The organism is Tsukamurella pseudospumae (assembly GCF_001575205.1).
GTDB classification, from domain to species: domain Bacteria; phylum Actinomycetota; class Actinomycetes; order Mycobacteriales; family Mycobacteriaceae; genus Tsukamurella; species Tsukamurella pseudospumae.
Window position 1 is genome coordinate 179,043 of sequence record NZ_LSRE01000012.1, and the last position, 24,357, is coordinate 203,399.

Sequence of the window (24,357 nt, forward strand, 5' to 3'; positions counted from 1 at the left end):
CCGCGCCGGCAGCAGAAATCTTCAGCGGCTGCAGATACCTCCGCTCGCCCCGAGAATCCACGGGGCGAGCGGAAGTGTTCGCTGCGCCCGGCGATTTCTGCTGCGCCGGGCGCGTGACCGGTACCCCCTCCGCCCGATCGACATCGGGTTGGCAGAATCGTCGGCGCACCAGTCGTACGAGAGAGGCGCGAGACGTGACCGCAGAGACCTTGCAGTTCCAGGCCGAGACCGATCAGCTGCTGTCGCTGATGATCCACTCCGTCTACTCGGAGAAGGACGTCTTCCTCCGCGAGCTGATCTCCAACGCCTCCGACGCCCTCGACAAGCTGCGCCTGGAGGCCTACCAGGACAAGGACCTCGAGGCGGATGCCTCCGACCTGCACATCGAGCTGCGCCCCGACCCCGAAGCCCACACGCTGACCATCGCCGACAACGGCATCGGCATGGGCCGCGACGAGGTCGTCGACCTCATCGGCACGCTCGCCAAGTCCGGCACCGGTGAACTCAAGCGCAAGCTGGAGGCCGCGAAGCAGGCCAAGGAGCAGGGGGCTTCGGCGGAGCTCATCGGCCAGTTCGGCATCGGCTTCTACAGCGCCTTCATGGTCGCCGACCACGTCGTTCTCGTCACTCGCAAGGCGGGGGAGGACACCGCGACCCGCTGGGAGTCCGAGGGCCACGGCACGTACACGGTCACCGATCTCGCCGGCGACCAGGTCCCCGCCCAGCACGGCACCGCGATCACGCTGCACCTGCGCGCCGCGGACGGCGACGACAGCCTCCACGACTACGCCTCCGAGCACGTGCTCCGCACGGTCGTGCGGCGCTACAGCGACTTCATCGCCTTCCCGATCCGACTGGTCCTCCCGGCCGCGAAGGACGGTGAGACCACCGAGGCCGACGATGCCGCACCGTCCGGCCCGGAGACCCTCAACTCCATGCAGGCGCTCTGGGCGCGCCCGAAGGACGAGGTGAGCGCCGAGGAGTACGCCGACTTCTACCGGCACACCAGCCACGCCTTCGACGAGCCGCTGGAGACCATCGCCGTCCGCGCCGAGGGCACCTTCGAGTATCAGGCGCTGCTGTTCATCCCGACGATGCCGCCCTTCGACATGTTCTACCGGAACACCAAGCCGGGCCCCGCGCTCTACGTCAAGCGGGTGTTCATCATGGATCACTGCGAGGCGCTGCTGCCCCCGTACCTCCGTTTCATCACCGGCGTCGTGGACGCACAGGACCTGTCGCTCAACGTCTCCCGTGAGATCCTGCAGAACGACCGCCACCTGGTGATGATCCGCAAGCGCCTGGTCAAGCGTGTGCTGCAGACGATCACGGCAATGCGGGAGAACGAACGCGAGAAGTACGACACCTTCTGGACCGCCTTCGGCGCCGTCCTCAAGGAGGGGCTGCTCGACGATCAGGACAACCGCGAAACCCTGCTCAAGGCATCGTCGTTCGCGTCGACCTTCAGCGCGGACGGAACCACGGGCCTGGCGGAGTACGTCTCCCGCATGCCCGAGGCGCAGGACGTCATCTACTACGCGGCGGGCGAGTCGCGGCGCCAGCTGGAGTCGTCCCCGCACCTGGAGGCGTTCGCCGCCAAGGGCTTCGAGGTCCTACTGTTGACCGACCAGGTCGACGAGCTCTGGACCACCGGCGCGGAGTTCGACGGTAAGCGGTTCGTCTCCGTGGCGAAGGGCGAGGCCGATCTCGGCGGCGACGCGCCGGAGGCGGAGGGCTTCGAGTCGCTCACCGCCTGGCTCGCGAAGACGCTGGAGGACAAGGTCTCGGGCGTGCGCCTCACCTCCCGACTGACCAGCTCGCCCGCGTGCCTCGTGGGCGGCGAGTTCGATCTCAGTCCGCAGCTCGAGCAGATGTACCGCGCCAGCGGCCAGGAGGTGCCGCGCACCCGGCGCACGCTCGAGCTCAACCCGGACAACGCACTCGTGCTCGCCCTGCGCGAGAAGGTCGGCGACGGCGAGCCCGCCGACGATCTGCAGGACGCCGCCGAGATCCTCTACGGCACCGCGGTGCTCGCCGAGGGCGGTGCCGTGGACGACCCGGCCGAGTTCGCCGCGGTGCTCGCCCGGCAGCTCGCCCGCAACCTCGGCTGATCGGCGGCGGGAGGCGTACCGTCGGGTCCATGGACGACGCGACCGCTGCCCGGGACCTGCTGATCGACTCCTTCGCGAGGATCGCCGAGCACGCGGAGGCCGTGACGGACGGGCTCACCGCGGACATCGCGGACCGTCGGATCGTGCCGGACGCCAACACGATCGCGTGGCTGGTCTGGCACAGCGCCCGGGTGATCGACGCGCAGCTCGCGCCGATCGCCGGGGTCGAGCAGGTCTGGACCGCGCAGGACTGGTTCGGCCGGTTCGGCCTCGATCTGCCCGCGGACTCCACCGGATACGGACACACCCGCGTGGAGGCGGCGCAGGTGCACGGCAGCGACGCGCTGCTCATCGGCTACTTCCGCGACGTCGACGCGATGGCCCGCACCTATCTGACCGATGTGACACCGGACGAGCTCGCCCGCGTGATCGACGAGGCGTGGGACCCGCCGGTCACCGTCGCCGTGCGGCTGGTGAGCATCGTCGACGACTGCGCCCAGCACCTCGGCGCCGCCGCCTACCTCAAGGGCGCCCTCGAGTCCACGATCTGACTCGTCACGCGGGGCCCGCACCGAAGGTCTTCACGGCGTGCAGTGCCAGCTCGACGTACACGCGCCGCTCGTCGATGGAGTGCCCGAGCAGCTGCTCGACCTGCCGGATCCGATACCGAACGGTATTGGGGTGCAGGATCAGCGACTCGCCGGCGGCTTTCGCATCGCCGCCCGCGCCGAGGTAGGCGAGCGCCGTCTCCCGCAGGCGCGCAGCGGAATCCGTCGCGGCGGCGAGGTCGCCGAGCTCCCGCCGGATCAGCGTGTCCGCGCCGGTCGGCCCCGCGATCCCGTGCGCCAGGCAGGCCAGCTCCACGTCCCGATAGGCGACGATCCGCCGGCCGGTCCGTTGCGCGACCTCCAGGGCCGCCGCGGATTCGGCTGCACTGGTCCGGAATCCGTCGATCCCGGGGTGCGCGGTGCCGAGGGCGCAGCGCACCGTCGGGGGGAGGTCCGGGGGATCGGGCACCGTCGATCCCGTGCTCCAGCACCGCAGTGACCGGGCTCCGGTCCGTAGGGCCAGACGGTGCTCGCCGCCCACGGCCCGGTGCACGGCGAGGCCTGCGCGCTCGAGGTGCCGCTGCACGTCGGCGTCGAGGACGCCCTCGTCGGCCCACAGGGTGTACGCGGTGTGCACGGGGTTCACCGGATATCCGAGCGCAGCACTGGCATCGGCGGGGTCGACGTCCTGCCCGGACAGCAGCGCCTCGACGGTGGCGGCCTGCCGGGCCAGCGCGCCGCGCTGCCACTGTTCGCGCTCCGCGACGAAGGTGCCGATCATCGCCTCGATCGAGACGTCCAGCCACTGCGTGGTCCGGGGCCAGAAGTGCAGCAGCACCTCGGAGCGGACCTCCGCGTCGGGAATCTCGGCGGCAGCGGTGGTGGTGAACAGCTCCCACGCCGCGCTCTGGCCCACGCGGTAGACCGCGAGGAGGACGCGGAGTTCGTGGCCGCGGCGCGCCATGGTGCGGGCCAGGTCGTGGGTCTCCTCGCCGGGGCGGATCGTGATCGTCTCGCGCGTGGCGTTGCCGAGCACGCCGCGCCAGTGCGCGCGGGTGCTGGCGTCGAGCTCGGCGCGCAGCAGAGGCTCGTCGATCTCGGGCAGCGCCGCGACGATCGCGTCGTCGACGTCGCGCACCATCGTGTCGAGCGCCTGCTCGTTCTCGCCGGCCCGCGCGAATTCCGCGAGCCACCGGCGGGCGGGCGGCGACAGCGCCGTCACGACGACGGGCTTTGTTCGGAGGGACAAAAATCGGGCCGAACCTTGCTCATGACACCAAGAATATGACGCTCATCACACACGATCATAGGAGTGTCGAACAACACACCCGACCGCAGGAGCCTGACATGATCGACCGCACCAGTCACTACATCGACGGACAGTGGCGGCCGTCGGCCGGCACCGAGACGATCGACGTCCACGACGCGACGACCGAGGAGGTCATCGCCCGGGTCGCCGCCGGTACCGCCGACGATGCCGATGCCGCGGTCGCCGCCGCCCGCGCCGCCTTCGACGGCTGGTCGCGCACGCCCCTGGCCGAGCGGCTCGACTTCCTCCTCGGCGCCGCCCGCGCCCTGCAGGCCCGGCAGACCGAGATCGCGACCCTGGTCAGCCAGGAGGTGGGCATGCCCTTCGCGTACAGCAACGTGGTGCAGGCCGGCCTGCCGGTGCAGTCGCTGGTCTCGATCGCGGAGGTCGCGAGCACCTACGCCTTCGAGGAGACGGTGTACAACTCGCTGGTCGTCCGCGAGCCGATCGGCGTCGTCGTCGCGATCACGCCGTGGAACTACCCGCTGCACCAGGTGGTCGCCAAGGTCGCGCCCGCTCTCGCCGCCGGCTGCACCGTGGTGCTCAAGCCGAGTGAGGTCGCGCCTCTGACGGCGTTCGTGCTCGCCGAGGTCTTCGACGCACTGGGGCTGCCGAAGGGCGTGTTCAACGTGGTCACGGGCACCGGGCAGACGGTCGGCGAGGCGCTCGTCGGTCACCCCGAGGTCGACATGGTCTCGCTCACCGGCTCCACCGGCGCGGGCCGCCGCATCGGCGCGGTGGCCGCGCAGTCGATCAAGAAGGTCGCCCTCGAGCTCGGCGGCAAGTCGCCGCTCGTGGTCCTCGACGACGCCGACCCGGTCGAGGCGGTCACCGCCGGCCTGAACGGGTGCTTCCTCAACTCCGGCCAGACCTGCATCGCGCTGACCCGCATGATCGTGCCCCGAGCCGCGATGCCGCAGTTCGAGGCCATCGCCGCGGCGGGCGTCGAGCAGATCAAGGTGGGCGGGCCCTTCGAGCCCGACACCGTGCTCGGGCCGCTGGTCTCCGCGCAGCAACGGGACCGGGTGGTCGGGTACATCGAGAAGGGCATCGCCGACGGTGCGCGTCTGGTCGCCGGCGGCCCGACCGCGCCGGAAGGACTGGATCGCGGCTACTTCGTCCGCCCGACGGTGTTCTCCGACGTCGACGCCGGGATGGCGATCGTCCGCGAGGAGATCTTCGGTCCCGTCCTGGTGATCCAGGCCTACGACACCGAGGACGAGGCGGTCGAGCTCGCCAACGACACTCCGTACGGCCTCAACGCCGCGGTCTTCTCCGCCGATCAGGACCGCGCAGTGGCGGTGGGCCGGCGCATCCGGGCCGGGCAGGTCCAGATCAACGACGGTGCCTTCAACATCAACGCCCCGTTCGGGGGCTACAAGCAGTCGGGCAACGGCCGGGAGTTCGGCGCGTGGGGCCTCGACGACTACCTCGAGACCAAGTCGATGCAGCTGCCCTGAGTGCGCACCCGACTCCACGACCGACCTTCCCGAGAGGACCCATCATGACCTTCGAATTCGATGCGCGCCAGCGCAAGACGCTCACCGCCGTGGTCGACACCTTCGTCGCCTCCGTGCCCCGCGAGGACGATCCCACCGGCTTCTGGGCCGTCAAGGGCAGCGACCTGATGGTCGATGCCGCGGTCGAGCAGTACCTGCTCGCCCACTTGCCCGAGGAGGGGCTCGCCGGCCTCGCCCAGCTGCTCGACACCGCGGCCCTCGTGGGCCTGAAGAACCAGCCGCAGGCCGTCCGTGAGGTGATCCTCGCGAACCTCGGCGGCATCACGCCTGAGTCCGGCCTCGCTGTCGCGAGCCTGTGCCAGCTGTCCACGATGATCGCGTACGGCCTCATGGACGAGGAGGGCCGCAACCCGCTGTGGGCCGGGATGGGCTACCCCGGGCCCGTGTCCGCGCCGCCCGCCACCCCGAAGACGATCACCGCGATCGCACCGACCGCGGGCGAGACCCTGACCGCGGACGCCGTGGTCGTCGGCTCCGGCTCCGGCGGCGGTGTGGCCGCGGCCGAGCTGGCTCGCGCCGGCAAGAAGGTCATCGTGGTCGAGGGCGGCTCCTACCGCAACGAGGCCGACTTCGTGCAGAACGAACTGTTCGCGTACCAGACGCTGTTCCTGCGCGGCGGCTTCTTCCCGTCGTCCGACGGCATGATCATGCTGGCCGCGGGCGGCACCGTCGGTGGCGGCAGCACCGTCAACTGGTCCAACTCGCTCAAGACGCCCGAGATCGTCCGCAAGGAATGGGCCGGTGCGGGCCTCGACGATGCCCTCGGCCCCGAGTTCGACGAGCACCTGAACGCGGTCTTCGCCCGGCTTGGCTGCAACGAGGATGTCGCGCTGCAGAACGAGCCCCACCAGCGGCTGTCCGAGGGCGCCGCGGGCCTGGGCTACACCTACCGGAAGGTCGATCTCAACGTGAGCCCGGACCGGTTCGATCCGGTGCGCAGCGCGTACAGCGGCATGGGTGATCAGACGGGCGCCAAGCAGGGCACCATGAGGACCTACCTGCAGGACGCCTCCGACGCCGGCGCGCGGCTGCTGCCGAACACCCGGATCGCCACCGTCACCACCGTCGACGCGGCCGACGGTACGCGCACCACGACAGGCGTGGAGGGCGTGTACACCGACCCCGAGACCGGCGCGCAGACGCCGGTGCGGATCGAGGCGCCCGTCGTCGTCGTCTCCGCCGGCAGTCTCGAGACGCCCGCCCTGCTGTTGCGGTCGGGGATCGGCGGCCCCGCCGTCGGGCAGAGCCTCCGGCTGCACCCGGCCACGCTGGTCAGCGGCATCTACGACGAGCCGCAGAACCCCTGGTACGGCCCGGCGATGTCCGGCGTGATGAACGAGTTCGCCGATGCCGATTCGGGCTACGGCTTCCTCGTCGAGTCCGTGCAGCACCTGCCCGGCCTGTTCAACAGCGTCGTGCCGTGGCTCGGCGGTGCCGCGCACAAGGAGCTGACCGCGCAGTACGGGAACCGGGCCGATTGGGTGGTGCTGGTCAAGGACCGCGGCACCGGCACCGTCACGATCGGCCCCGACGGCGAGGCCGTGCACGCCTACCCGTTCGACGACGAGCTGGACCGCAAGCACTTCCGCGAGGGGATCGTCGCGTCGATCCGCATGCAGGAGGCCGCCGGCGCCCGACGGATCTACGTGGCGGGCCAGCGATTCGAGCCCTGGACCCGCGGCGAGGATCTCGAGGCGTTCATCGAGCAGGTGAACGCGATCCCGATCGGCCCCGGCGGTACTCCGGTGTTCAGCGCGCACCAGATGTGCAGCGCCCCGCTGGGCGCCGACCCCGCGACCTCGGTGGCGAAGCCCTCGGGCGAGCTGCACGACACCCGGGGCGTGTGGATCGCCGACGCCAGCGGTATGCCCACGTGCTCGGGCGTCAACCCGATGATCACGACGATGGCGCTGGCCCGCCGCACCGCGACCAACCTGCTGGCCGCGAAGGCCTGATCGCCGCCGCACGGCGTCTCCCGCGGCGACGAATCGTTCCCGCGATCACCACGGTGATCGCGGGAACACGTCGCGGTCGCGGGAAGGAGACGGGCGGTGGCGGCCCGCTACAGCCCGGCGACCTGCGGGAGCACCTCGGCGCCGATCCACTCGACGTGGTCGAGATCGCTCATGTCCAGCACCTGCAGGTAGACCCGCGATGCGCCCGCTTCGGCGAAGACGCCGAGCTTGTCGACGATCTCGTCCGCGGACCCGGTGAGGCCGTTCTCGCGGAGCTCGGGCAGCTCGCGACCGATGGTCGCGGCCCGGCGGGCGACGGTGGCCTCGCTGGAGCCGCCGCACACGACCTGCGCGGCGGACTTGATCACGGATCGCGGATCGCGGCCCGCCGCCTCGCAGGCCGCATCGATCCGGCCCCACACCGCGGCCGCCTCGGCGACCGGCACGAACGGGGTGTTGTACTCGTCGGCGAACCGCGCCGCCAGCGCCGCCCCGCGCGTGCGGCCCGCCCCGCCGAGCACGATCGGGACGTGCGCCTGCGCCGGTTTGGGCAGCGCGGGGGAGTCGACCACGGAGAAGTGCTCACCCTGGAAGCTGTACGGGCCCTGAGCCTCCCACAGACCGGTCACGATCTCGAGGGTCTCCTCGAACCGGGCGAAGCGCTCCTTCACCTCGGGGAAGGGGATGGCGTAGGCGCGGTGCTCGTCGGCGAACCAGCCCGCACCGAGGCCCAGTTCCACACGCCCGCCGGACATCTCGTCGACCTGCGCGACCGAGATCGCCAGCGGGCCGGGGAAGCGGAAGGTGGCCGAGGTGACCAGGGTGCCGAGCCGGATCGACGAGGTCTCCCGCGCGATCCCGCCGAGCGTGACCCACGAGTCCGTCGGGCCGGGCGCACCGTCGACGTTCATGGCGACGTAGTGGTCGGACCGGAAGAAGGCACCGAACCCGGATGCTTCCGCGGTCCGGGCCACGGCGAGCTGGTCGGCGTAGGTGGCGCCCTGCTGGGGTTCGACGAAGATGCGTAGCTCCATGGGAGACCACTGTGCCACTACAGGCGCGGGCGGGTGCGATCGAAGGGCGCCTGCACCAGTCGGATGTCGTCCCGACGCTCGAGTGCGCGCCGCTCGTACCGCGCGTCGAGGCTCCGCCCGTCGACGGTGCCGACCATCCGGAGTCCGCCCGGCACCGTCGTGACCAGCAGGTCCACCGGCGCCGCGGACGCACCCCGGCGCACGGTGAACCGATCGCCCCGCACCCGCAGGCCCCAGGCCGTCACGGCCCCGTCGGGGGCCTGCGTGACGAGGCTGTCCTGTGCGGATCCGCTCGCCGGACGGTCCGCGGTCCCGCGCAGCGTGATCGCGATCGACGTCCAGACGGGGCCGGCCTCGCCCGTGGCGAGGGCGGGCGCACCGTCGACGGTGAGTGAGACCGCCCGCCAGACCCCGTCCCGCGGATCGCGCGGCGTGTTCATGGTGTCGACCCGCGCCAGGTTTCCGGAGACGGTCGCGGCGATGAGGACGGCGGCCAGCACGCCTGCCACGACGGTGCCCGTCCGCCGCGCGGGCGATGCGGCGGTGGGAAGGACGGCGCGCAGCAGTTCCCGGCGATGCGGGAACACCAGGACCACGGCGATCACCAGCAGCTCGGCGGCGAGCAGCTTGACCGGCACGTCGTAGAAGACATTGAGCAGCACGATCTGCGTCAGCGCGGCGATCGAGAGCATCGCCCCGACGAGCCGGGTGCGGGGGACGATCAGCAGCAGTCCCGCGGTGAGTTCGATCGCCCCCGTGATCACGGTGTAGGGCGTGGACGCCGCCATGTATCCCCAGAGCAGGGAGAAGGGCTCCGTGTCGCCGACGGCCTGCAACTGGTACGCGGGCAGGTTCATGTACCCCATCTGCGCGGGGATCACCTTGGCGAGGCCGTAGAGCAGCATCGCGACGGCGAGGACGCCGATCGCGGCCGCCCGCAGTACGCGGCCGGCGCGCTCGATGCCGGCCCGGCCCCGGTCGTCGCCGCGGACGGCGAGTACGCCCCACACCAGTCCCACGGCGATGCCGATCACGAGCGCTCCCGCGTGGAACTGCCAGGCCCAGGCGAGGTCGCTGCCCGTCGCCACGTCGACCGGGGCGGGGGCGGTGCCCGTCACCCTCGCGCCCAGAGCCCCGACGGTCCGCCACACGGGCGAGAACGCCGACGCCGCGGAGATCGCGGCGAAGATCTGAGACAGGAGCACGGCGGCCGTGAAGAGCAGGAGGACCAGGCCCGCCACCGCGAGCGCGACGGTCCGCGCGACCACGATGGCGGGGGAGGGCCGCTCGGCCCGGGTCATGCGTGCGTCCTCCGGACGGCGGCTTCCTGGGTCACGGTCGCCACCAGTTCCCCGGACCGGGTGTAGAAGTGTCCGGTCGAGAGTCCGCGCCCGCGGCGCGCCACCGGCGAGTCCGTGGCGAACAGGTGGAAGGCGTCGAACCGTACCGGCCGGTGGAACCACAGCGACTGGTTCAGCGTCGCCGCCGCCACGCGGTCGTAGCCCCAGGACAGGCCGTGCCGCATCACGATCGGGTCCTGCACCGTGATGTCCGATGCCCACGCCAGCGCGGCGTCGTGCACCACCTGATCGTCGGGGAGCGCGCCGTCGGCCCGCATCCACACCCGGTTGCCGCCCTCGCGGGTCTCCGTCTCCCGGCGCACCCACACGGGATCCGATGCGAACCGCATGTCGATCGGGTGCGAGGCATCCACGAGGGCGTGCAGTTCGCGTTCGCGTCCGGCGAAGGACTCCTGGATCCGCGGCAGCGACTCGGGTGGCGCGACCCGCGGCGCGGGGTCGGCGTGCGTCAGCGGATCCGGGGCGTCCGCCTGGTACGCGAGCGTCATCACCGCGACGACCCGGCCGTCCTGTTCCACGGTGACCTGCCGGTTCGCCGCCGACGGGGTGTCGCGCAGCGCAACCACGCGATAGACCAGATCCGCTGTCACGGAACCCAGTTCCACGAAGTGCGTATGCGCCGCGTGCAGGGGGAGCCCGTCGACCGTGCGCCCCGCGGCGACGATCGCCTGCGCCAGGATCTGCCCACCGAAGGTGTGCACGCCGACCTTCGCCGGGTGCCGCCCGACGAAGACGCCCGGTGCCTCGCCGTCGGCGAGGCGCAGCACGGCCAGGAGATCCTCGAAATCGCTGACCTCGATACCGGTCTCGCGCGCTGCGGGCACGGCGCGGCGGGCGATGCCCGCCACCGATCGGCCCTCGAGCACGTCCCGCGGGCTCAGCGTCCAGCCGCGGCGCCGCGCCCGCGAGACCACCTGCAGCGACAGCAGTGAGTCGCCGCCGCGGTCGGTGAAATCGTCGTCCATACCGATGTCGTCGCCCAGGAGGTCCCGGAAGATCGGCAGCAGGGCCCGTTCCGCGTCCGTCGACGGTGTCCGGTCCGCGCCTCCCGAGGCGGCCGCGGGCGCGGGCAGCGCGTCGCGATCGAGTTTGCCGGTGGCGCCCAGGGGGAACCGGTCGAGCACGACGTACGCGGTGGGCACCATGTGGTCCGGTAGCCGCTGCGCCGCGGCCGCACGGATCGCACCCGGGTCGGGGACGGCACCGTCGGACGGCACCAGGTACGCGACCAATCGCTGTTTCCCGGTGGCGTCGTCATCGCGAACCAGGACCGCGGCGGCGCGGACCGAGTCCTGCTGCGCGAGAACGGTCTCGATCTCGCCCAGCTCCACCCGTAGACCGCGGATCTTCACCTGGTGGTCGACGCGGCCGAGGAACACCAGGTTCCCGTCCTCGCGCCAGCACACCCGGTCGCCGGTGCGGTACATGCGGGACCCGCTCGGACCGAACGGGTTCGCCGTGAACGCCGACGCCGTCAGGTCGGGCCGGCCCAGGTAGCCGCGGGCCACGGAGGTGCCGGCGAGGTACAGCTCGCCGACGACGCCGACGCCCACGGGGAGCAGGGCGTCGTCGAGGACGTACGCGTCCACATCCGGATCCGGGCGGCCGATCGGCAGGGGGCCGGGATCGGACGGGTCGTAGCGCCAGGTCACCGCGTTGACGGTGACCTCCGTCGGCCCGTACGCGTTGAACAGGGCCGTGCGGCCCTCGCCCCATCGCCGCGCGAGCGCCGGGTCGAGCCGCTCGGCGCCGACCACGAAGAACACGTCGTCGGGCACGGCGCGGTCGTCGGGCATCGCCGCCAGGAACGACGGCAGGAGGTTGACGCCGGTCACGCGGTGCTCGGCGATGTAGTCCAACAGCTCGTCGCCCGGCAGCCGCACCTCGTCCGGCGCGATGACCGACGTGCCGCCGGAGAGCAGCGGCCCGAGCATCTGCCACACCGCGACGTCGAAGCCCGTCGACGCGAACTGCAGGTAGCGTTCGCCGCGCCGCATCCCGACGACCTCCTCCTGCAACGAGATCAGGTCCGGCAGACCGCGCAGCGGGACCGCGACGCCCTTCGGTCGCCCCGTCGTGCCCGACGTGTAGATCACGTACGCGAGCGCGTCCGGGGTCAGGCGGGAGCGCGCCGCCGCCGGATCCCCGGGGTCGACGGTGCCCGCCTCGTACGCCAGGTGCCAGACGGGGCGCTCCGCCGCGAGCTCCGCGGGGATCTCCACGGAACCGGTCGTCACCACCAGGGCGGGCGCGGCGTCGTCGAGCATGTACTGCAGGCGACCCGCCGGATGCGCGGGATCGAGCGGCAGGTACACGGCGCCCGCGGTGAGGATCGCCAGGAGTGCGATCGTCATCTCGACGTCCCGCTCGGCGAACACGGCGACGGTGTCCTGCGGCGCCACGCCCCGCCGGATCAGCTCCCGCGCAGCGGTGTTCACCGCGCCGCGGAGCTCCGCGAAGGTCAGGGACCGGTCGCGGCACACCAGCGCCTCGGCGTCGGGCGTCTCCGCGGTGCGGGCGGCGAGCTCGTCGAGGATCGGCCCGCGGCGGTGGGAGGAGGGCACGCGACCCAGGTCCAGGACCCGCCGCTCCTCGTCGCCGGGCAGGTGCCGCAGGCGGCCCACCGGGAGATCCGGTGCCGCGACCAGGGACTCGAGCAGCCGAGTCAGCCACCGCGCGTAGCCGCGCACCACGGATTCGTCGAGCAGCTCCGGCCGGTAGCCGAAGCCGATGCGGATCGTCTCGCCCGGCAGCACGATCAGCGTGAGCGGGTAGTGGGTGGCATCGGCGATGTCGACGCCCGTGAGATCCAGTTCCGCCGTGATCGATTCGGTGTGCCGGTCCGACATCGGGAAGTTCTCGGTGACCACCATCGTGTCGAACAGCTCGCCCACGCCGGCCAGCCGCGTGATCTCGGTGAGACCCACGTGGTGGTGGTCGGCGACGGCGAGCGAGCGGGCGTGCACGTCCGCGATGACGGTCGCGGCCGGGGTCGCCGGGGTGAAGCCCACGCGCACCACGATGGTGTTGCCGAGCTGCCCGACCATGCGGCCGACGCCGTCGACCTCCGGCGGGCGGCCGGACACCGGACAGCCGAAGGTCACGTCCCGGCGGCCGGTGAGCCGCCCGAGCAGCACGCCCCATGCCGTGTGCAGCACCGAGGTCAGCGTCGCGCCCTGCGCGCGGGCCAGGGCCTCGACGCGCCGCGTGAGGTCGGCACCGAGGTCGGTGTACACGCGCTCCGCGGCCTGCGCCGGGCCCGCCGGCCGGGCGGGGACCAGGTGCGTCCCCGCGTCCAGGCCCTCGAGCTCGGAGCGCCACGCGGTCCGCGCCTCCTCGGCGTCGCGGCCCGCGAGCCATCGGAAGTACTCGCCCAGCGGCTCCGCGGCCGGGGCGACGGGGCCGCCGCCCAGTTCCGCGTAGAGCGCGAGCAGCGTGCGGCCCACGATCGGCATGGACCAGCCGTCGAGCAGGCTGTGGTGATTGGTGATCGCCAGGCGGTATTCCTCGCCGCCGGTGCGGCACAGGAGGAACCGGATCAGCGGCGGCTCGGCCGGATCGAAGGGCCGGGTCCGTTCGACGAGCGCCTCGGACTCGAAACGCTCGGGCGCGGAACGCAGGTCGATGAACCGGAACTCCGGCGCCGTCTCCGTGGGGACCACCTGGACCACCTGATCGTCGGCGTCCCGGCCCTCGATCTGGGCGAGGTACGCCCGCAGCGCGGGCGTGCGCCGCAACAGTTCCTCGGCGGCCCGCCGCATCCGATCGGGGTCGACGGTGCCCGACAGATGCGTCGCGGCCTGCACCACGTAGGCGTCGGCGTCGCCGTCGGCGGCGAGCATCGTCTGGTACGCCAGCCCCACCTGCAGCGGCGTCGCCGGCAGGACATCGGCGATCGCACGGTCGGCCTGCAACACGTCGAGCTCCGCCTGCGGGATCCGTACCAGCGGAACATCGGACGGCGTCAGCGCGCCCCGGCGTCCGCCGAGGGATCGCGCGTACGCCGCGAGCCCGTCGAGGGACCGGGCCCAGAGCTCCTGCAGCCGCTCGACGGTGCCCTCGGACACCGCACGCGATGCCGCCGTCCACTCCGTGCGCAGGCCGTCGCCCACGCGGAAGCAGTTGATCGCCAGTACCTGTTCGAGCGCCTTCGCGGACGGGTCGAGCAGACCGAACGGTTCCTCCTCGGGGAGTCGCCACCCGGCGTGGGGGGCGTCCGCGAAGCGGCCAAGGTAGTTCAGCACGAGGTCGGGAGCGGAGTTCTGCGCGCCGCCCGCGGTGGCGTCCGGCACGGCTCCGGTGCTGGGGAGCAGGCCGTGACCGATGCCGCCGTCGGGGATCGCGCGTTTGCACTCCTTCACCGCCCGCAGCAGCCGCCCCGCCGCGGAGCCGCCACGCAGCGCATCGGCGAGATCGCCGGCAGACGGATCGCCGCCCGCGGAGCCGTCGGCGACCGCATCGAGCGGGAGCCGCAGCGGGAACTCGGTGGTGAACCAGCCGACAGTGCGCGCCAGATCCGCACCGGGCGTGAGCGGTTCGCGTCCGTGGCCCTCGACCGTCACCGTCGCGGCGGTGGGGACCGCGCCGCGCGCCCCGCGCGACCACGCGGCGACGGTGAGCGCGAGCGCCGCGAGGAGGACGTCGTCGACACCCGCGCGGAACGCTGCGGCCAGGTCGTCGAGCAGCGCCGTCGTGGCGGCCGCGGTCCCGGTGTGCGAGATCCGTGCGGTGGCGACCGTGTCGAGGTGCGGATCGAGGGGGCGGTCGCCGAGCCGGAACACCGCGGCATCCGCGGCCTCCCACAGCGCGGTCTCGGCGGGGCGCGGTGGGGTACCGGCGAGAGCCAGCGCGTGGCTGCGCCAGCTCGTGGCCGCGGGCGCGATCGTCGCCCCCGCGTAGGCGGCCTCCAGATCGGGCACCAGGATCCGCCACGAGACGCCGTCCACCACGAGGTGATGCGCAACGATCACGAGCCGATCCTCGTCGCCGCCGGTGCGGATGAGCTCGGCGACCAGCATCCGGCCGACCCGCGGGTCGAGCCGTGCGCCGAGGCGCTCCGCGACGGACCGGGGGTCGGCGGCACCGTCGGAGACGGTGAGCACCGGGGGCTCTCCCGAGCCCGAGGCGGGGACGGGCGGCACGACGAGCACGCCGTCGTCTCCGATCTGGAGCCGCAGGGCGTCGTGGACGCGCAAGGTCTCGTCGAACGCCGCGGCCAGGGCGGTCTCGGACAGGCCGGCGGGGACGCGCAGCGCGGTCCACTGCGCGTAGCCCGCGATGACGTCCAGGTCTGGAGCCGCCGCGAGGAGCGAGCGCACGATCGGCGGCGGCGGGACCTCGCCGAGGGGCTCGTCGGGCGGCGCGACCACGGCGTCCGAGGTGCGCTGCGCCGCGGCCGCGAGCGCGGCGAAGGTCCTGCCCGACAGGAACTCCCGCGGACGGATCTCCAGTCCCTCGGCGCGGAGCGCGCTGCACACGGTGATCGCCGAGATGCTGTCGCCGCCGATCGAGAACAGGTCGTCGTCGATCGACACCGATTCGAGGCCGAGGGCGGCCGCGACGACCGCGACCATGGTGCGCTCCGCGTCGGTGCGCGGTGCGCGGCCCTCGGAGCGCACCTGCGGCGCGGGCAGCGCGGCGCGGTCGAGCTTGCCGTTGATGGTGACGGGCAACTCGTCGAGCACGACGACCGCGCTGGGCACGAGGTGTTCCGGCAGCCTGTCCGCGAGGTCGGCGCGCACCGCGTCCGCGTCGACGGCGCCCGTCACGTAGCCGACGAGGCGGGGGCGACCGCCGTCGGACCGCACGATGACCGCGGCCGCGGTCACGCCCGGGACGTCGGCCAGGGCGGTCTCCGCCTCGCCGAGTTCGATCCGGTATCCCCGGATCTTGACCTGGTCGTCGCTGCGGCCGAGGAACTCGAGGCCCTGGGCAGCGCTCCAGCGCACCCGATCACCGGTCCGGTACATGCGGGACCCGGGTTCGCCGTGGGGATTCGCGACGAATCGCTCGGCCGTCGTGCCCGGCATGCCGAGATAGCCGCGAGCCAGGTGCGGGCCCGCGAGGTACAGCTCGCCGGTCTCGCCCTCGGGTACCGGTTCGAGGGCGCCGTCGAGCACCATCGCGGTGGTGCCGGCGACGGCTCGCCCGATGGTCGGCGCTGTGCCGGTGATCGGCGCGGCGGTCGCGTCGACGGCGGCCTCGGTGGGGCCGTACAGGTTCAGCGCCGGGACCCCGCTGGCCGCGACGGTGCGCCACAGCGCGGGCGGCGTCGCCTCGCCGCCCAGGAGCAGCAGCGCCGGAGGGTGCGCGGAGGTCAGCAGCCCGGCGTCGAGCAGCGGCTGGACCATCGACGGGGTGGTGTCCACGACGTCGATGCGGTCGGCGGCGTACGCGGCCGCGAGCGCCTCGGCGTCGCGGCTGATCCCGGTGTCGTAGAGGTGCAGCTCGTGCCCGTCGAGCAGCCACAGCAGCTGGTCGAGGGAGGCGTCGAAGGAGAAGGAGTAGGTGTGCGCGGTCCGCAACCGTTCCTGCCGGGCGACGCCCTGGGCGGGGAGAAGGGACTCTGTGTGCGCGGTCCGCAACCGTTCCTGCCGGGCGACGCCCTGGGCGGGGAGAGGGGACTCTGTGTGCGCGGTCCGCAACCGTCCCTGCGGTTCCTGCCGGGCGGCGTGGGGCTGCAGCGTGCGACGGTGGTGCCGCAGCAGACTCGCGAGCCCTCCGACGCGGCCGAGTACGCCCTTGGGGCGGCCCGTCGAACCGGAGGTGTAGATGACGTACGCCAGGTGGTCGGGGTGGCGGGGCGCCGAGAGTTCGCGGGGTACCAGCGGATCCGCCGAAAGGGTGGACAGTTCCGCGGCGGCGCCGTCGAGGTCCAGGACCGGGACGTCGCCGCGCCAGGGCTCGCCCGCGTGCGCGGAATCCGTGAGGACGAGCGCGGGGCGGGCGTCGGCCACCAGGTCGCGCAGTCGCGCGTCGGGGTGGGCGAGGTCGAGGCACACGTAGGCGGCACCGGCGTCGAGGACCGCGAGCAGCGCGACGATCAGGTCGGCGGAACGGGGAAGCGCGATCGCGACCACGTCGTCGGCGCCGACCCCACGGGCACGCAGGAGCCGCGCGAGGCGGTGCACACGGGCGGTGAGGTCGCCGGCCGTGAGACGTTCCGTGCCCGCGACGAGGGCCGGGGCCGCCGGGTCGAGCGCCGCGAGTGCGTCGATCGCCGACGGCAGCGGCGCGTCGTCGGGTGTGTGCCAGGCGTGTAGCAGGGCCGCGGATTCCGCGGCGCCGCGGAGCGGGACCTGTCCCACTGCCGGGCGATCGTCCGCGGTGAGTCCCTCGATCAAGGCCAGCATCGCGGCCATACGGCGGTCGACCCGGTCCTGGTCGGCCGCCCGGGAATCCACCTCGAAGCCGAGCAGAAGATCGTCGCCGGCCGGAATGACGCTGAGCCCGTAGTCCTCCGGCGGTCCGCCGGCGACATTGCGCATGACACCCGACGCCCCGCCGAACGTGAGCGTGAGGTCGAAGGCCTTGAGGTTGATGCCGCGGCCGTGCAGGATCGCGCCGGCCCCGGGTGCTCCGAGGTCGCGGGGGAGGTCCTCGCCACGGTAGCGCTGGTGAGTGCGCATCTCGCGCATGGCCTCCGCGACGCGTGCGCTCAACTCCGGCAGCGTGTCGCCGGCGTCCACGCGCACCCGCAGGGGCAGCACGTTGACCGCCATCGCCGGGGTGCGCAGCGCGACGGAGCCCGTGCGGCACATGAGGGGCAGGGCGAAGACCACGTCGGAGACGCCGGTGCTGCGCTGCAGGAACGCCGCGTAGCAGGCGATCATCGCCTCGCCCCAGGTGGTCCCGGACTCGCCGGCCACCTCGGCGAGGCGCTCGCGGGTTGCGGCGTCGACGATGCCGCGCGCGCTGAGGGTGCCGGCCGCGGCACCGTCGACCTCGCCGCGCGGCGGGATGTCCGGGAGCGGGGTGAGCCGGTCCCGCCAGTAGGCCCGGTCGGCGTCGTGCTGCTCACCCGCGCGGTACTGCGCGTCGTCGGCGATCAGCTCGGCGAAACTGCCGAAGGGGCTGGGCCGCAGGGGGGTCCCGTCGACGGCGGCGGTGTACCGCGCGGCCACGCGGCGCGAGAGCATGGCCGCGGAGTAGCCGTCGAAGACCAGGTGATGGCCGAGCTGGGTGTACCAGACCTCGTCCTCGGCGAGGACGAGCACGCGGTGCGCGAACAGCGGCCGGTCGGTCATCGCGCGGCACCGCGCCGCGATCCGCGCGCGCTCGGCGGTGACGGCGGCCTCCGCCGCGGCGTGCGGATCGCTCTCCCCGCGCAGGTCCAGGACCTCGGGCAGGGGAGTCGGCTCCGTCGAGATCCACTGCCGCGGACCGTCGGCGGTCTCGCGGATCCGCACCCGGAGGCTGTCCGCCTCGTCGACGGTGTCGGCGATCGCCCGGCGCAGCGCGGCACCGTCGATCGCGGGGCCCCCGCCGATCTCGATCACATCGCCCACCACGTAGAAGGGCGAGTCCGGCTCCAGGCGTTGGGCGTTCCAGATCCCCAGCTGTGCCGCGGTGAGCGGGAGCAGCGCCTCGGGGGAATCGGTCGCCGCGGCGGGTCCGCGACGATCCGGGGTCCGGTCGGGTTCCGTCGGGCCCGCATCGTGGGGAGCATCGAGATCGGCACGGGTCACGGGCGCAGAGCCTCCTGGAGTGAGAGCGGGCGCAGGTCGGTCCACGTGGTCTCGACGTGGGCGAGGCATTCGGCGCGGCCGGCCGGCCCGAACACCGGCCGCCAGCCGTCGGGCACCTCGGCGAACGCGGGCCACAGCGAGCGCTGGTCCTCGTGGTTGACGAGCACGAGGAATGCGCCGTCGGCCTCGTCGAACGGGTTCATTCGGACAGTCCCAGCAGCGCCTGCCAGTGGCCCAGCTCCGGCTGCTCGGCGAGATCGGGGAACTCGACCGCGGCGCCGGCGGTGCGCCAGCGCTCGATGAGCGTCATCACTCGTACCGAATCCAGGCCCAGGTCGAACAGGTTGTCGTCGAGCGCGATCGACGACGGGTCGCTCTGCAGCAGCTCGGCGACGTCGGTGCGGACCTGCGCGGCGGTGAGGGTGGGGGCGGTCATGAGTGAGTACTCCTGAAGGTCGGCGAAGGGTAGTGCATGCCTATCCAAAACTAGGTTAGTCTACCCTGACCTACGGACATCCTCGAAGAAAGGTCCCCCGTGAAGAGACAGTTCCGTATCATCGCCGCCCTTGCCTGTGCGGTCGCGTTGGTCGCCGGCTGTGGCGACTCCGGCGCGAAGGACGCGCCGGCGGACACCGCGACCCGCACGATCAGCACCGTCAAGGGCGAGGTCACCGTGCCCGTCGCGCCCAAGCGCGTGGTGCTGCTGAACTACTCCTTGGCGGGCTACGCCTTCGACCTCGGTCTGCCGATCGTTGCGATGACGCCGGAGGCGACCGACAAGACCAGCGTTCCCCGCGACGCATGGAAGGCGGACTTCGACAAGGCCGGAACGAAGTTCCTGCCCTGGCCCTCGACGGGCTTCGACATCGAGGCGATCACCGCCCAGAAGCCGGACCTGATCCTCGCGGGCGGTCTGGCCTTCCCGTTCAAGCAGGCCAGCGACAGCTACGACAAGCTGAGCAAGATCGCGCCCACGGTGCTCGTGGACAACAAGCTCGACACCTGGCAGCAGCAGTTCAAGTGGATCGCGGACTCCTTCGGCAAGCCGGACGTCTACACGGACGCCGCGAAGCGCTACGACGCCCGCATCGAGCAGGTCAAGGGCAACATCACGGTGCCGCCGAACCCGGTCTCGTTCCTGTCGATGACCGCCGACAAGCGGCCCTTCGTGCTCATCGAGAACCGCGGCCTGCCCGCTGAGTTCGCCCGCCTGGGCTTCACGACCGACCCGCTGTTCGCGAGCGGGAAGTACAAGCCCTATCAGGCCGGCGGCGACTCGTTCGAACTCAGCAGTGAGCTGCTGCCCTCGGTGATCACCCAGCCGACGGTGTTCATCATCGGCTTCAACCGCGACACCTTCGACGTGGCCAAGCTGCGCAGCGAGCCGGTGTACGCCGCGCTGCCCGCATTCACCACGAACCACGCCTACGACCTGCCGTACTGGGTGCAGCGTCCCGACTTCGACCGGGCGATGGACACGCTGGACGTGGTGGAGAAGACCTTCCGCAAGAAGTAGGAAGAACGGAGTGCAAGCGTGAAGTGGAACGATTTCGTCCTCACCGTGACCGGCGTCTCGCAGGTCGCCCGGAACCTGCTGCGCCTCGAGTTCGAGGTCGGCGAGGGATCGGGCGGGGGCTACACCCCCATCGCCCCCGGGGACGAGTCCATCGCGTTCTACTTCTCGCCGGACGGTGCCGAGCTGCGGGCCGTACCGTCGGACGATCCGAAGGCGCTGGGCGGCTGGGAGATCGGCGACGAGGCCCGTAGTCTCGGCCACCGCAACTACACCGTGCGCAGCTACGACCCCGGCACCAGGCGGATGGTCGTGGACGTGGCCGAACACGGCCACGGCCCGGCCATCGACTGGTTCCGGGCGGCGCAGCCAGGCTGGCGGCTCCTCGCCGCCGGGCCGCGCTCCTGGTACGAGCCGCCCGGGGACGCTGTCCGGCACGTGCTCGCGGGCGACCTGGCGGCACTGCCCGCGCTCGCCCGGATCCTGGAGGACACCCCGGCGGGCATCGAGGTGACCGTGATCGCGGAGGTGTTGGACCGCAGCGAGATCGACTACCTGCCGCGCCGCCCGGGGACCGAGATCATCGAGGCGATCGGGACCGGCAACGGCGCCGCGCCCAGCCGCCTGCCGGCGCTGCTGCGCACCGTCGACCTGCCGACCGACGCCTACCTCTGGCTCGCGGGAGAGGCGGCGGACACCCGCGCCGCCAAGAAGCACGTGCGCGGGCTGGGGTGGGTGCGGGACCGTGCCGATGTCGTCGGCTACTGGCGGTTCGACGCCGAGGAGTGGACGAAACGGTTCGAAGCCGTGGGCGAGGACCGGCTCCGCGGCGTGTTCGCCGACGCCCTCGCTGCGGGACTCTCCCGCGACGAGGCGACGGATCTCTACGAACAGGCCCTTGAGGCCGCCGGGTTGTAGCCGTGTCAGCGAACGGAGTCGACGGCGGCCTTGAGCAGCGGTGTGTAGCGCTCGAGCAGCCACGGCATGTTCAATGCGTTCGGCGAGCTCACGGCGAACACCAGTGGCGGATCGGTCAGTGGCACATAGGACTTGCGCTGCACCGCGGTCAGGCTCGCGAACACCGGGTTGGCCTCGACCGTCCGCTGGGTCTCGGGCGAGAGGTACCAGGCGGTGAGGACGTCCGCGTTGTACTGCGAGACCTTCTCCCAGCTGACCGGCACCGCGAACTTGCCGGCCGGCGACTCCTCGCGGAGCTTCGCCAGGCCCGGCAGCGGGGTGAAGCCGAGGCCCTGCAGCAGCTGCACGCGCGGATCGGTGTCGAAGTACAGGTTCAGGCTGTCCGTGGTGGTGGCGCTGGCCGCCGCGACCGTCTTCCCCGCGAACTCCGGGTGCGCCGTCTTCGCCTCGCCGATGCGTCGATCCGTGTCGGTGACGAGCTGCTTCGCCTCGGCGTCGCGACCGAGCGCCTTGCCCACGATCGTGGTCTGATCCTGCCACGAGGTCTGCCAGGCGCGGCCCGGCTGCGCCACGGTGGGGGCGATCCGGCTCAGCTGCGCGTACTGGTCCGCGGTGAGCCCGGACTGCACCGACAGGATCACATCCGGCTTGAGCGCGGCGATCTCCTCGATCGGGATCGCCTTGCTGGTCTCCTGCAGCAGAACCGGTTTCGCGTCGCCCAGCCGGTCCTTGACCCAGGGCAGGATCCCGTCGACGGTGCCCGAGTCGGACTTCATGTCGCGCATGCCCACCGGAGTGACGCCGAGCGCGAGCGCAGCCTCGGTGCTGCCCCAGCCGAGGGTCACGACGCGCTGCGGCCGCTGCGTGATCTCGGCCGTGCCGAGCGAGCTGGTGATGCTGACGGGGAAGCCTGCGTCGTGCTGCGCGTGGTCCTCGCCGGCGGGGGTGGAGCCGCACGCCGCGGTGCCCGCGAGAAGTGCTGCGGCAGTGGTGATGACCAGCGCCGATCGCGCGAGTCGGGGTCGGAAGAACACGGTTTCTCTCCTGGTTCGTCGGGGCTGTGGCACTGGACACAGCGAGTGGATCGACTGGCGAACCGTACCGAATTTCAGGTATGCCTATCCTATCTAAGTTGGTCAGCACGAGGGAGACACATGGCACAGCAGCACGCGATCGTCGACGTGATCGGGATCGGGGCGGGCCCGTCCAACCTGGGCCTGGCCGCCGCCGTCGATGAGCGCAATCGCACCGGCCTGCCCCCGATCTCGATGACCGTGCTCGAACGCAAACCGTCCTTCGCGTGGCACCCCGGCATGCTGCTCGACGGTGCGACCATGCAGATCGCGTTCCTCAAGGACTTGGTGACCCTGCGCAATCCACGCAGCCCGTTCACCTTCCTGAGCTACCTCGAGGCGCGAGGGCGGCTCGTGGACTTCATCAATCACCAGACCTTCTTCCCGACCAGGGTCGAGTTCACCGATTACCTCTCCTGGGTGGCCGAGACCGTCGCCGCGCGCATCGAGTACGGCACCACGGTCACCTCCGTCGAGCGGCTCGACGGCATCGCCGTCGACGGTGCGCGGTGGCTCGTCCGGTACACCGGCCCGGACGGTGCGGGGGAACTGCGCGCCCGCTCCGTCGTCGTGGCGACGGGGCTGCGCGAGCGTGTTCCCGAGTGGGCCGAGACCGGACCCCGGCTGTTCCACAACCACCGACTGCTCGAGCACCTCGATGCCGCCGCGCTCGACCCCACGGCGCCGCACCGCTTCCTGGTGCTGGGCGGCGGTCAGAGTGCGGCGGAGGTCGCGCAGTACCTGCACCGCGGCTACCCGGAGGCCGTGGTGGAGTGCGCGTTCAACTCCTACGGCTTCCAGCCCGCAGACGACAGCCCGTACGCCAACCGGGTGTTCGACCCGCAGGCCGTGGACGACTTCTACGACGCGCCGGCGGAGGTGCGCGCCGAGCTGATGACCCGGCACGCCACCACCAACTACGGCTGCGTCGACCTGGAGCTGATCAACGAGCTCTTCGCCGTCGAGTACCAGGAGAAGGTCACGGGGCGCCGCCGCCTGGTCATGCGCCCGGCGACCGCCGTGGTCTCCGCGGCACCGTCGGACACCGGGGTCCGCGTGGACCTGCACGACCGCCTCGCGGGCGTCACCGACACCGCCGACTACACGGCCGTCGTGTGCGCCACCGGTTTCCGTTCGATCGGCGTCTCCGACGTGCTCGCCGGATGGGACGTGGCGCCCGAGCGCCTGGGCGTCGGCCGCGACTACCGCCTCACCATCGACGGCGAGCCCGTCGCCGGCCTGTACGTGCAGGGTGCCACCGAATCCACCCACGGCCTCGGGTCGACCTTGCTGTCGAACGTCGCCGTCCGCTCCGGCGAGATCCTCGACGGACTCGTCGCCGACACCGCCCTCACCACCGTCGCGAAGGGAGCATGATGCGCGTCGTCACCTTCGGCTTCCAGACCTGGGGCCACCGCACGCTGTCCGCCGTCCTCGACGCGGGCCACGAGGTCACCCTCGCGGTGACCCATCCCGTGTCGAACAACCCGTACGAGATGATGTGGAACGACTCGGTGGAGCAGTTGGCCACCGACCGCGGCGTGCCGGTGCACCTCGCGAAGAAGCCCGACGACGCCCTGTTCGAGGCCGTCACAGCGGCCGATCCGGACATCATCGTCGCCAACAACTGGCGCACCTGGCTGCCGAAGTCGATCTACGACATGCCGCGCCTGGGCACGCTCAACATCCACGACTCGTTGTTGCCCCGCTACGCCGGCTTCTCGCCGCTGATCTGGGCGCTGATCAACGGCGAGACCCATGTCGGGGTCACCGCGCACCTCATGGACGACGGGCTCGACACCGGTCCGATCATCGCGCAGGAGTCGATCGCCGTCGGGCCCGCCGACCGCACCGTCGACCTGTTCCACCGCACCGTCGACCTGATCGGCCCGCTGGTCGCCCGGTCCCTCGGCGAGCTGGAAGCCGGGACCGCACAGCCGATCCCGCAGGACCCCGCCGCGGCGACGTACTTCCACAAGCGCTCCGACTCCGACAGCGCGATCGACTGGTCCTGGCCGGCCGACGCGATCGAACGCCTGATCCGCGCGCAGTCCGACCCGTACCCGAACGCGCACACCGTCTTCCGTGGTGAGCGACTGGCGATCACCGCCGCGTCCGTCTCCACCAAGCGGTACGGCGGCACGCCCGGGCGGGTATGCGTCCCCGACGGCGAGGGCATCGCCGTCGTCGCCGGCCCCGAGGCCTGGCGCGGCGGCAACCCCGCCCTCGTCGTCGAGCGTGTCCGCACCGCAGACGGCGCCGAACACCCCGCCGCCAAGATCCTCGGTGACTCCGGCGCCTACCTCGGCACCTGACCCGCCCGTCGCG

Annotated in this window: 15 protein-coding genes; 8 read left to right on the forward strand and 7 right to left on the reverse strand. The window is 72.0% G+C overall.

Translation table 11 applies throughout. The features are described from left to right. Positions 1 to 194: 194 nt before the first annotated feature. Positions 195 to 2,111, forward strand: coding sequence for a molecular chaperone HtpG (gene htpG, locus AXK61_RS09705; protein WP_082789292.1), 1,917 nt, complete (start codon positions 195 to 197; stop codon positions 2,109 to 2,111). Between the two features lie 29 nt (positions 2,112 to 2,140). Next, complete coding sequence (locus tag AXK61_RS09710) at positions 2,141 to 2,662, forward strand: mycothiol transferase (RefSeq protein WP_068571159.1); 522 nt, start codon at positions 2,141 to 2,143, stop codon at positions 2,660 to 2,662. A gap of 4 nt (positions 2,663 to 2,666) precedes the next feature. Here the strand turns inward: AXK61_RS09710 and AXK61_RS09715 are convergent, their stop codons facing one another. Further along, positions 2,667 to 3,908, reverse strand: a complete 1,242-nt coding sequence (locus AXK61_RS09715) for a helix-turn-helix domain-containing protein (RefSeq protein ID WP_139057887.1) — start codon at positions 3,906 to 3,908, stop codon at positions 2,667 to 2,669. Positions 3,909 to 4,006: 98 nt separating this feature from the next. On the opposite strand from AXK61_RS09715, the gene AXK61_RS09720 reads away from it, so the two are divergent. Both AXK61_RS09720 and AXK61_RS09725 read left to right on the forward strand, forming a co-directional pair. Further along, positions 4,007 to 5,428, forward strand: a complete 1,422-nt coding sequence (locus tag AXK61_RS09720; RefSeq protein WP_068571157.1) for an aldehyde dehydrogenase family protein — start codon at positions 4,007 to 4,009, stop codon at positions 5,426 to 5,428. A 44-nt stretch (positions 5,429 to 5,472) separates the two neighbouring features. Next, positions 5,473 to 7,443, forward strand: a complete 1,971-nt coding sequence (locus AXK61_RS09725; protein ID WP_068571156.1) for a GMC family oxidoreductase N-terminal domain-containing protein — start codon at positions 5,473 to 5,475, stop codon at positions 7,441 to 7,443. A gap of 107 nt (positions 7,444 to 7,550) precedes the next feature. Here AXK61_RS09725 and AXK61_RS09730 read toward each other — a convergent pair whose 3' ends face one another. The 5 genes from AXK61_RS09730 to AXK61_RS09750 are packed head-to-tail and all read right to left on the reverse strand — an operon-like array spanning position 7,551 to position 18,961. Continuing rightward, positions 7,551 to 8,477, reverse strand: a complete 927-nt coding sequence (locus AXK61_RS09730) for an LLM class F420-dependent oxidoreductase (protein WP_068571492.1) — start codon at positions 8,475 to 8,477, stop codon at positions 7,551 to 7,553. A gap of 17 nt (positions 8,478 to 8,494) precedes the next feature. After that, entirely contained in the window at positions 8,495 to 9,778 is a 1,284-nt protein-coding gene (locus tag AXK61_RS09735; protein WP_068571155.1) for a hypothetical protein, read from the reverse strand. Further along, the gene (locus tag AXK61_RS09740; RefSeq protein ID WP_068745060.1) at positions 9,775 to 18,525 is read right to left on the reverse strand and encodes a non-ribosomal peptide synthetase; all 8,751 of its coding nucleotides are present in this window, start codon (positions 18,523 to 18,525) and stop codon (positions 9,775 to 9,777) included. The genes AXK61_RS09735 and AXK61_RS09740 overlap by 4 nt, the downstream gene beginning before the upstream one ends. Next, the gene (locus AXK61_RS09745; protein ID WP_068571153.1) at positions 18,522 to 18,728 is read right to left on the reverse strand and encodes an MbtH family protein; all 207 of its coding nucleotides are present in this window, start codon (positions 18,726 to 18,728) and stop codon (positions 18,522 to 18,524) included. Before AXK61_RS09745 ends, AXK61_RS09740 begins: the two co-directional genes overlap by 4 nt. After that, complete coding sequence (locus AXK61_RS09750; protein ID WP_068571152.1) at positions 18,725 to 18,961, reverse strand: phosphopantetheine-binding protein; 237 nt, start codon at positions 18,959 to 18,961, stop codon at positions 18,725 to 18,727. The genes AXK61_RS09745 and AXK61_RS09750 overlap by 4 nt, the downstream gene beginning before the upstream one ends. A 99-nt stretch (positions 18,962 to 19,060) precedes the next feature. Here AXK61_RS09750 and AXK61_RS09755 point away from each other — a divergent pair, with 99 nt between their 5' ends. Both AXK61_RS09755 and AXK61_RS09760 read left to right on the forward strand, forming a co-directional pair. Beyond that, complete coding sequence (locus tag AXK61_RS09755) at positions 19,061 to 20,041, forward strand: ABC transporter substrate-binding protein (protein WP_068571151.1); 981 nt, start codon at positions 19,061 to 19,063, stop codon at positions 20,039 to 20,041. Positions 20,042 to 20,059: 18 nt separating this feature from the next. Next, positions 20,060 to 20,956, forward strand: coding sequence for a siderophore-interacting protein (locus tag AXK61_RS09760; RefSeq protein WP_068571150.1), 897 nt, complete (start codon positions 20,060 to 20,062; stop codon positions 20,954 to 20,956). 5 nt (positions 20,957 to 20,961) lie between these two features. Here AXK61_RS09760 and AXK61_RS09765 read toward each other — a convergent pair whose 3' ends face one another. Next, the gene (locus AXK61_RS09765) at positions 20,962 to 21,990 is read right to left on the reverse strand and encodes an iron-siderophore ABC transporter substrate-binding protein (protein ID WP_068571149.1); all 1,029 of its coding nucleotides are present in this window, start codon (positions 21,988 to 21,990) and stop codon (positions 20,962 to 20,964) included. 120 nt (positions 21,991 to 22,110) lie between these two features. Here AXK61_RS09765 and AXK61_RS09770 point away from each other — a divergent pair, with 120 nt between their 5' ends. Both AXK61_RS09770 and AXK61_RS09775 read left to right on the forward strand, forming a co-directional pair. Continuing rightward, entirely contained in the window at positions 22,111 to 23,406 is a 1,296-nt protein-coding gene (locus AXK61_RS09770) for a lysine N(6)-hydroxylase/L-ornithine N(5)-oxygenase family protein (protein WP_068571148.1), read from the forward strand. Then, positions 23,406 to 24,344 (forward strand): methionyl-tRNA formyltransferase, encoded by a 939-nt coding sequence (locus AXK61_RS09775; protein ID WP_068571491.1) that lies wholly within the window; start codon positions 23,406 to 23,408, stop codon positions 24,342 to 24,344. The genes AXK61_RS09770 and AXK61_RS09775 overlap by 1 nt, the downstream gene beginning before the upstream one ends. Positions 24,345 to 24,357 lie beyond the last annotated feature (13 nt).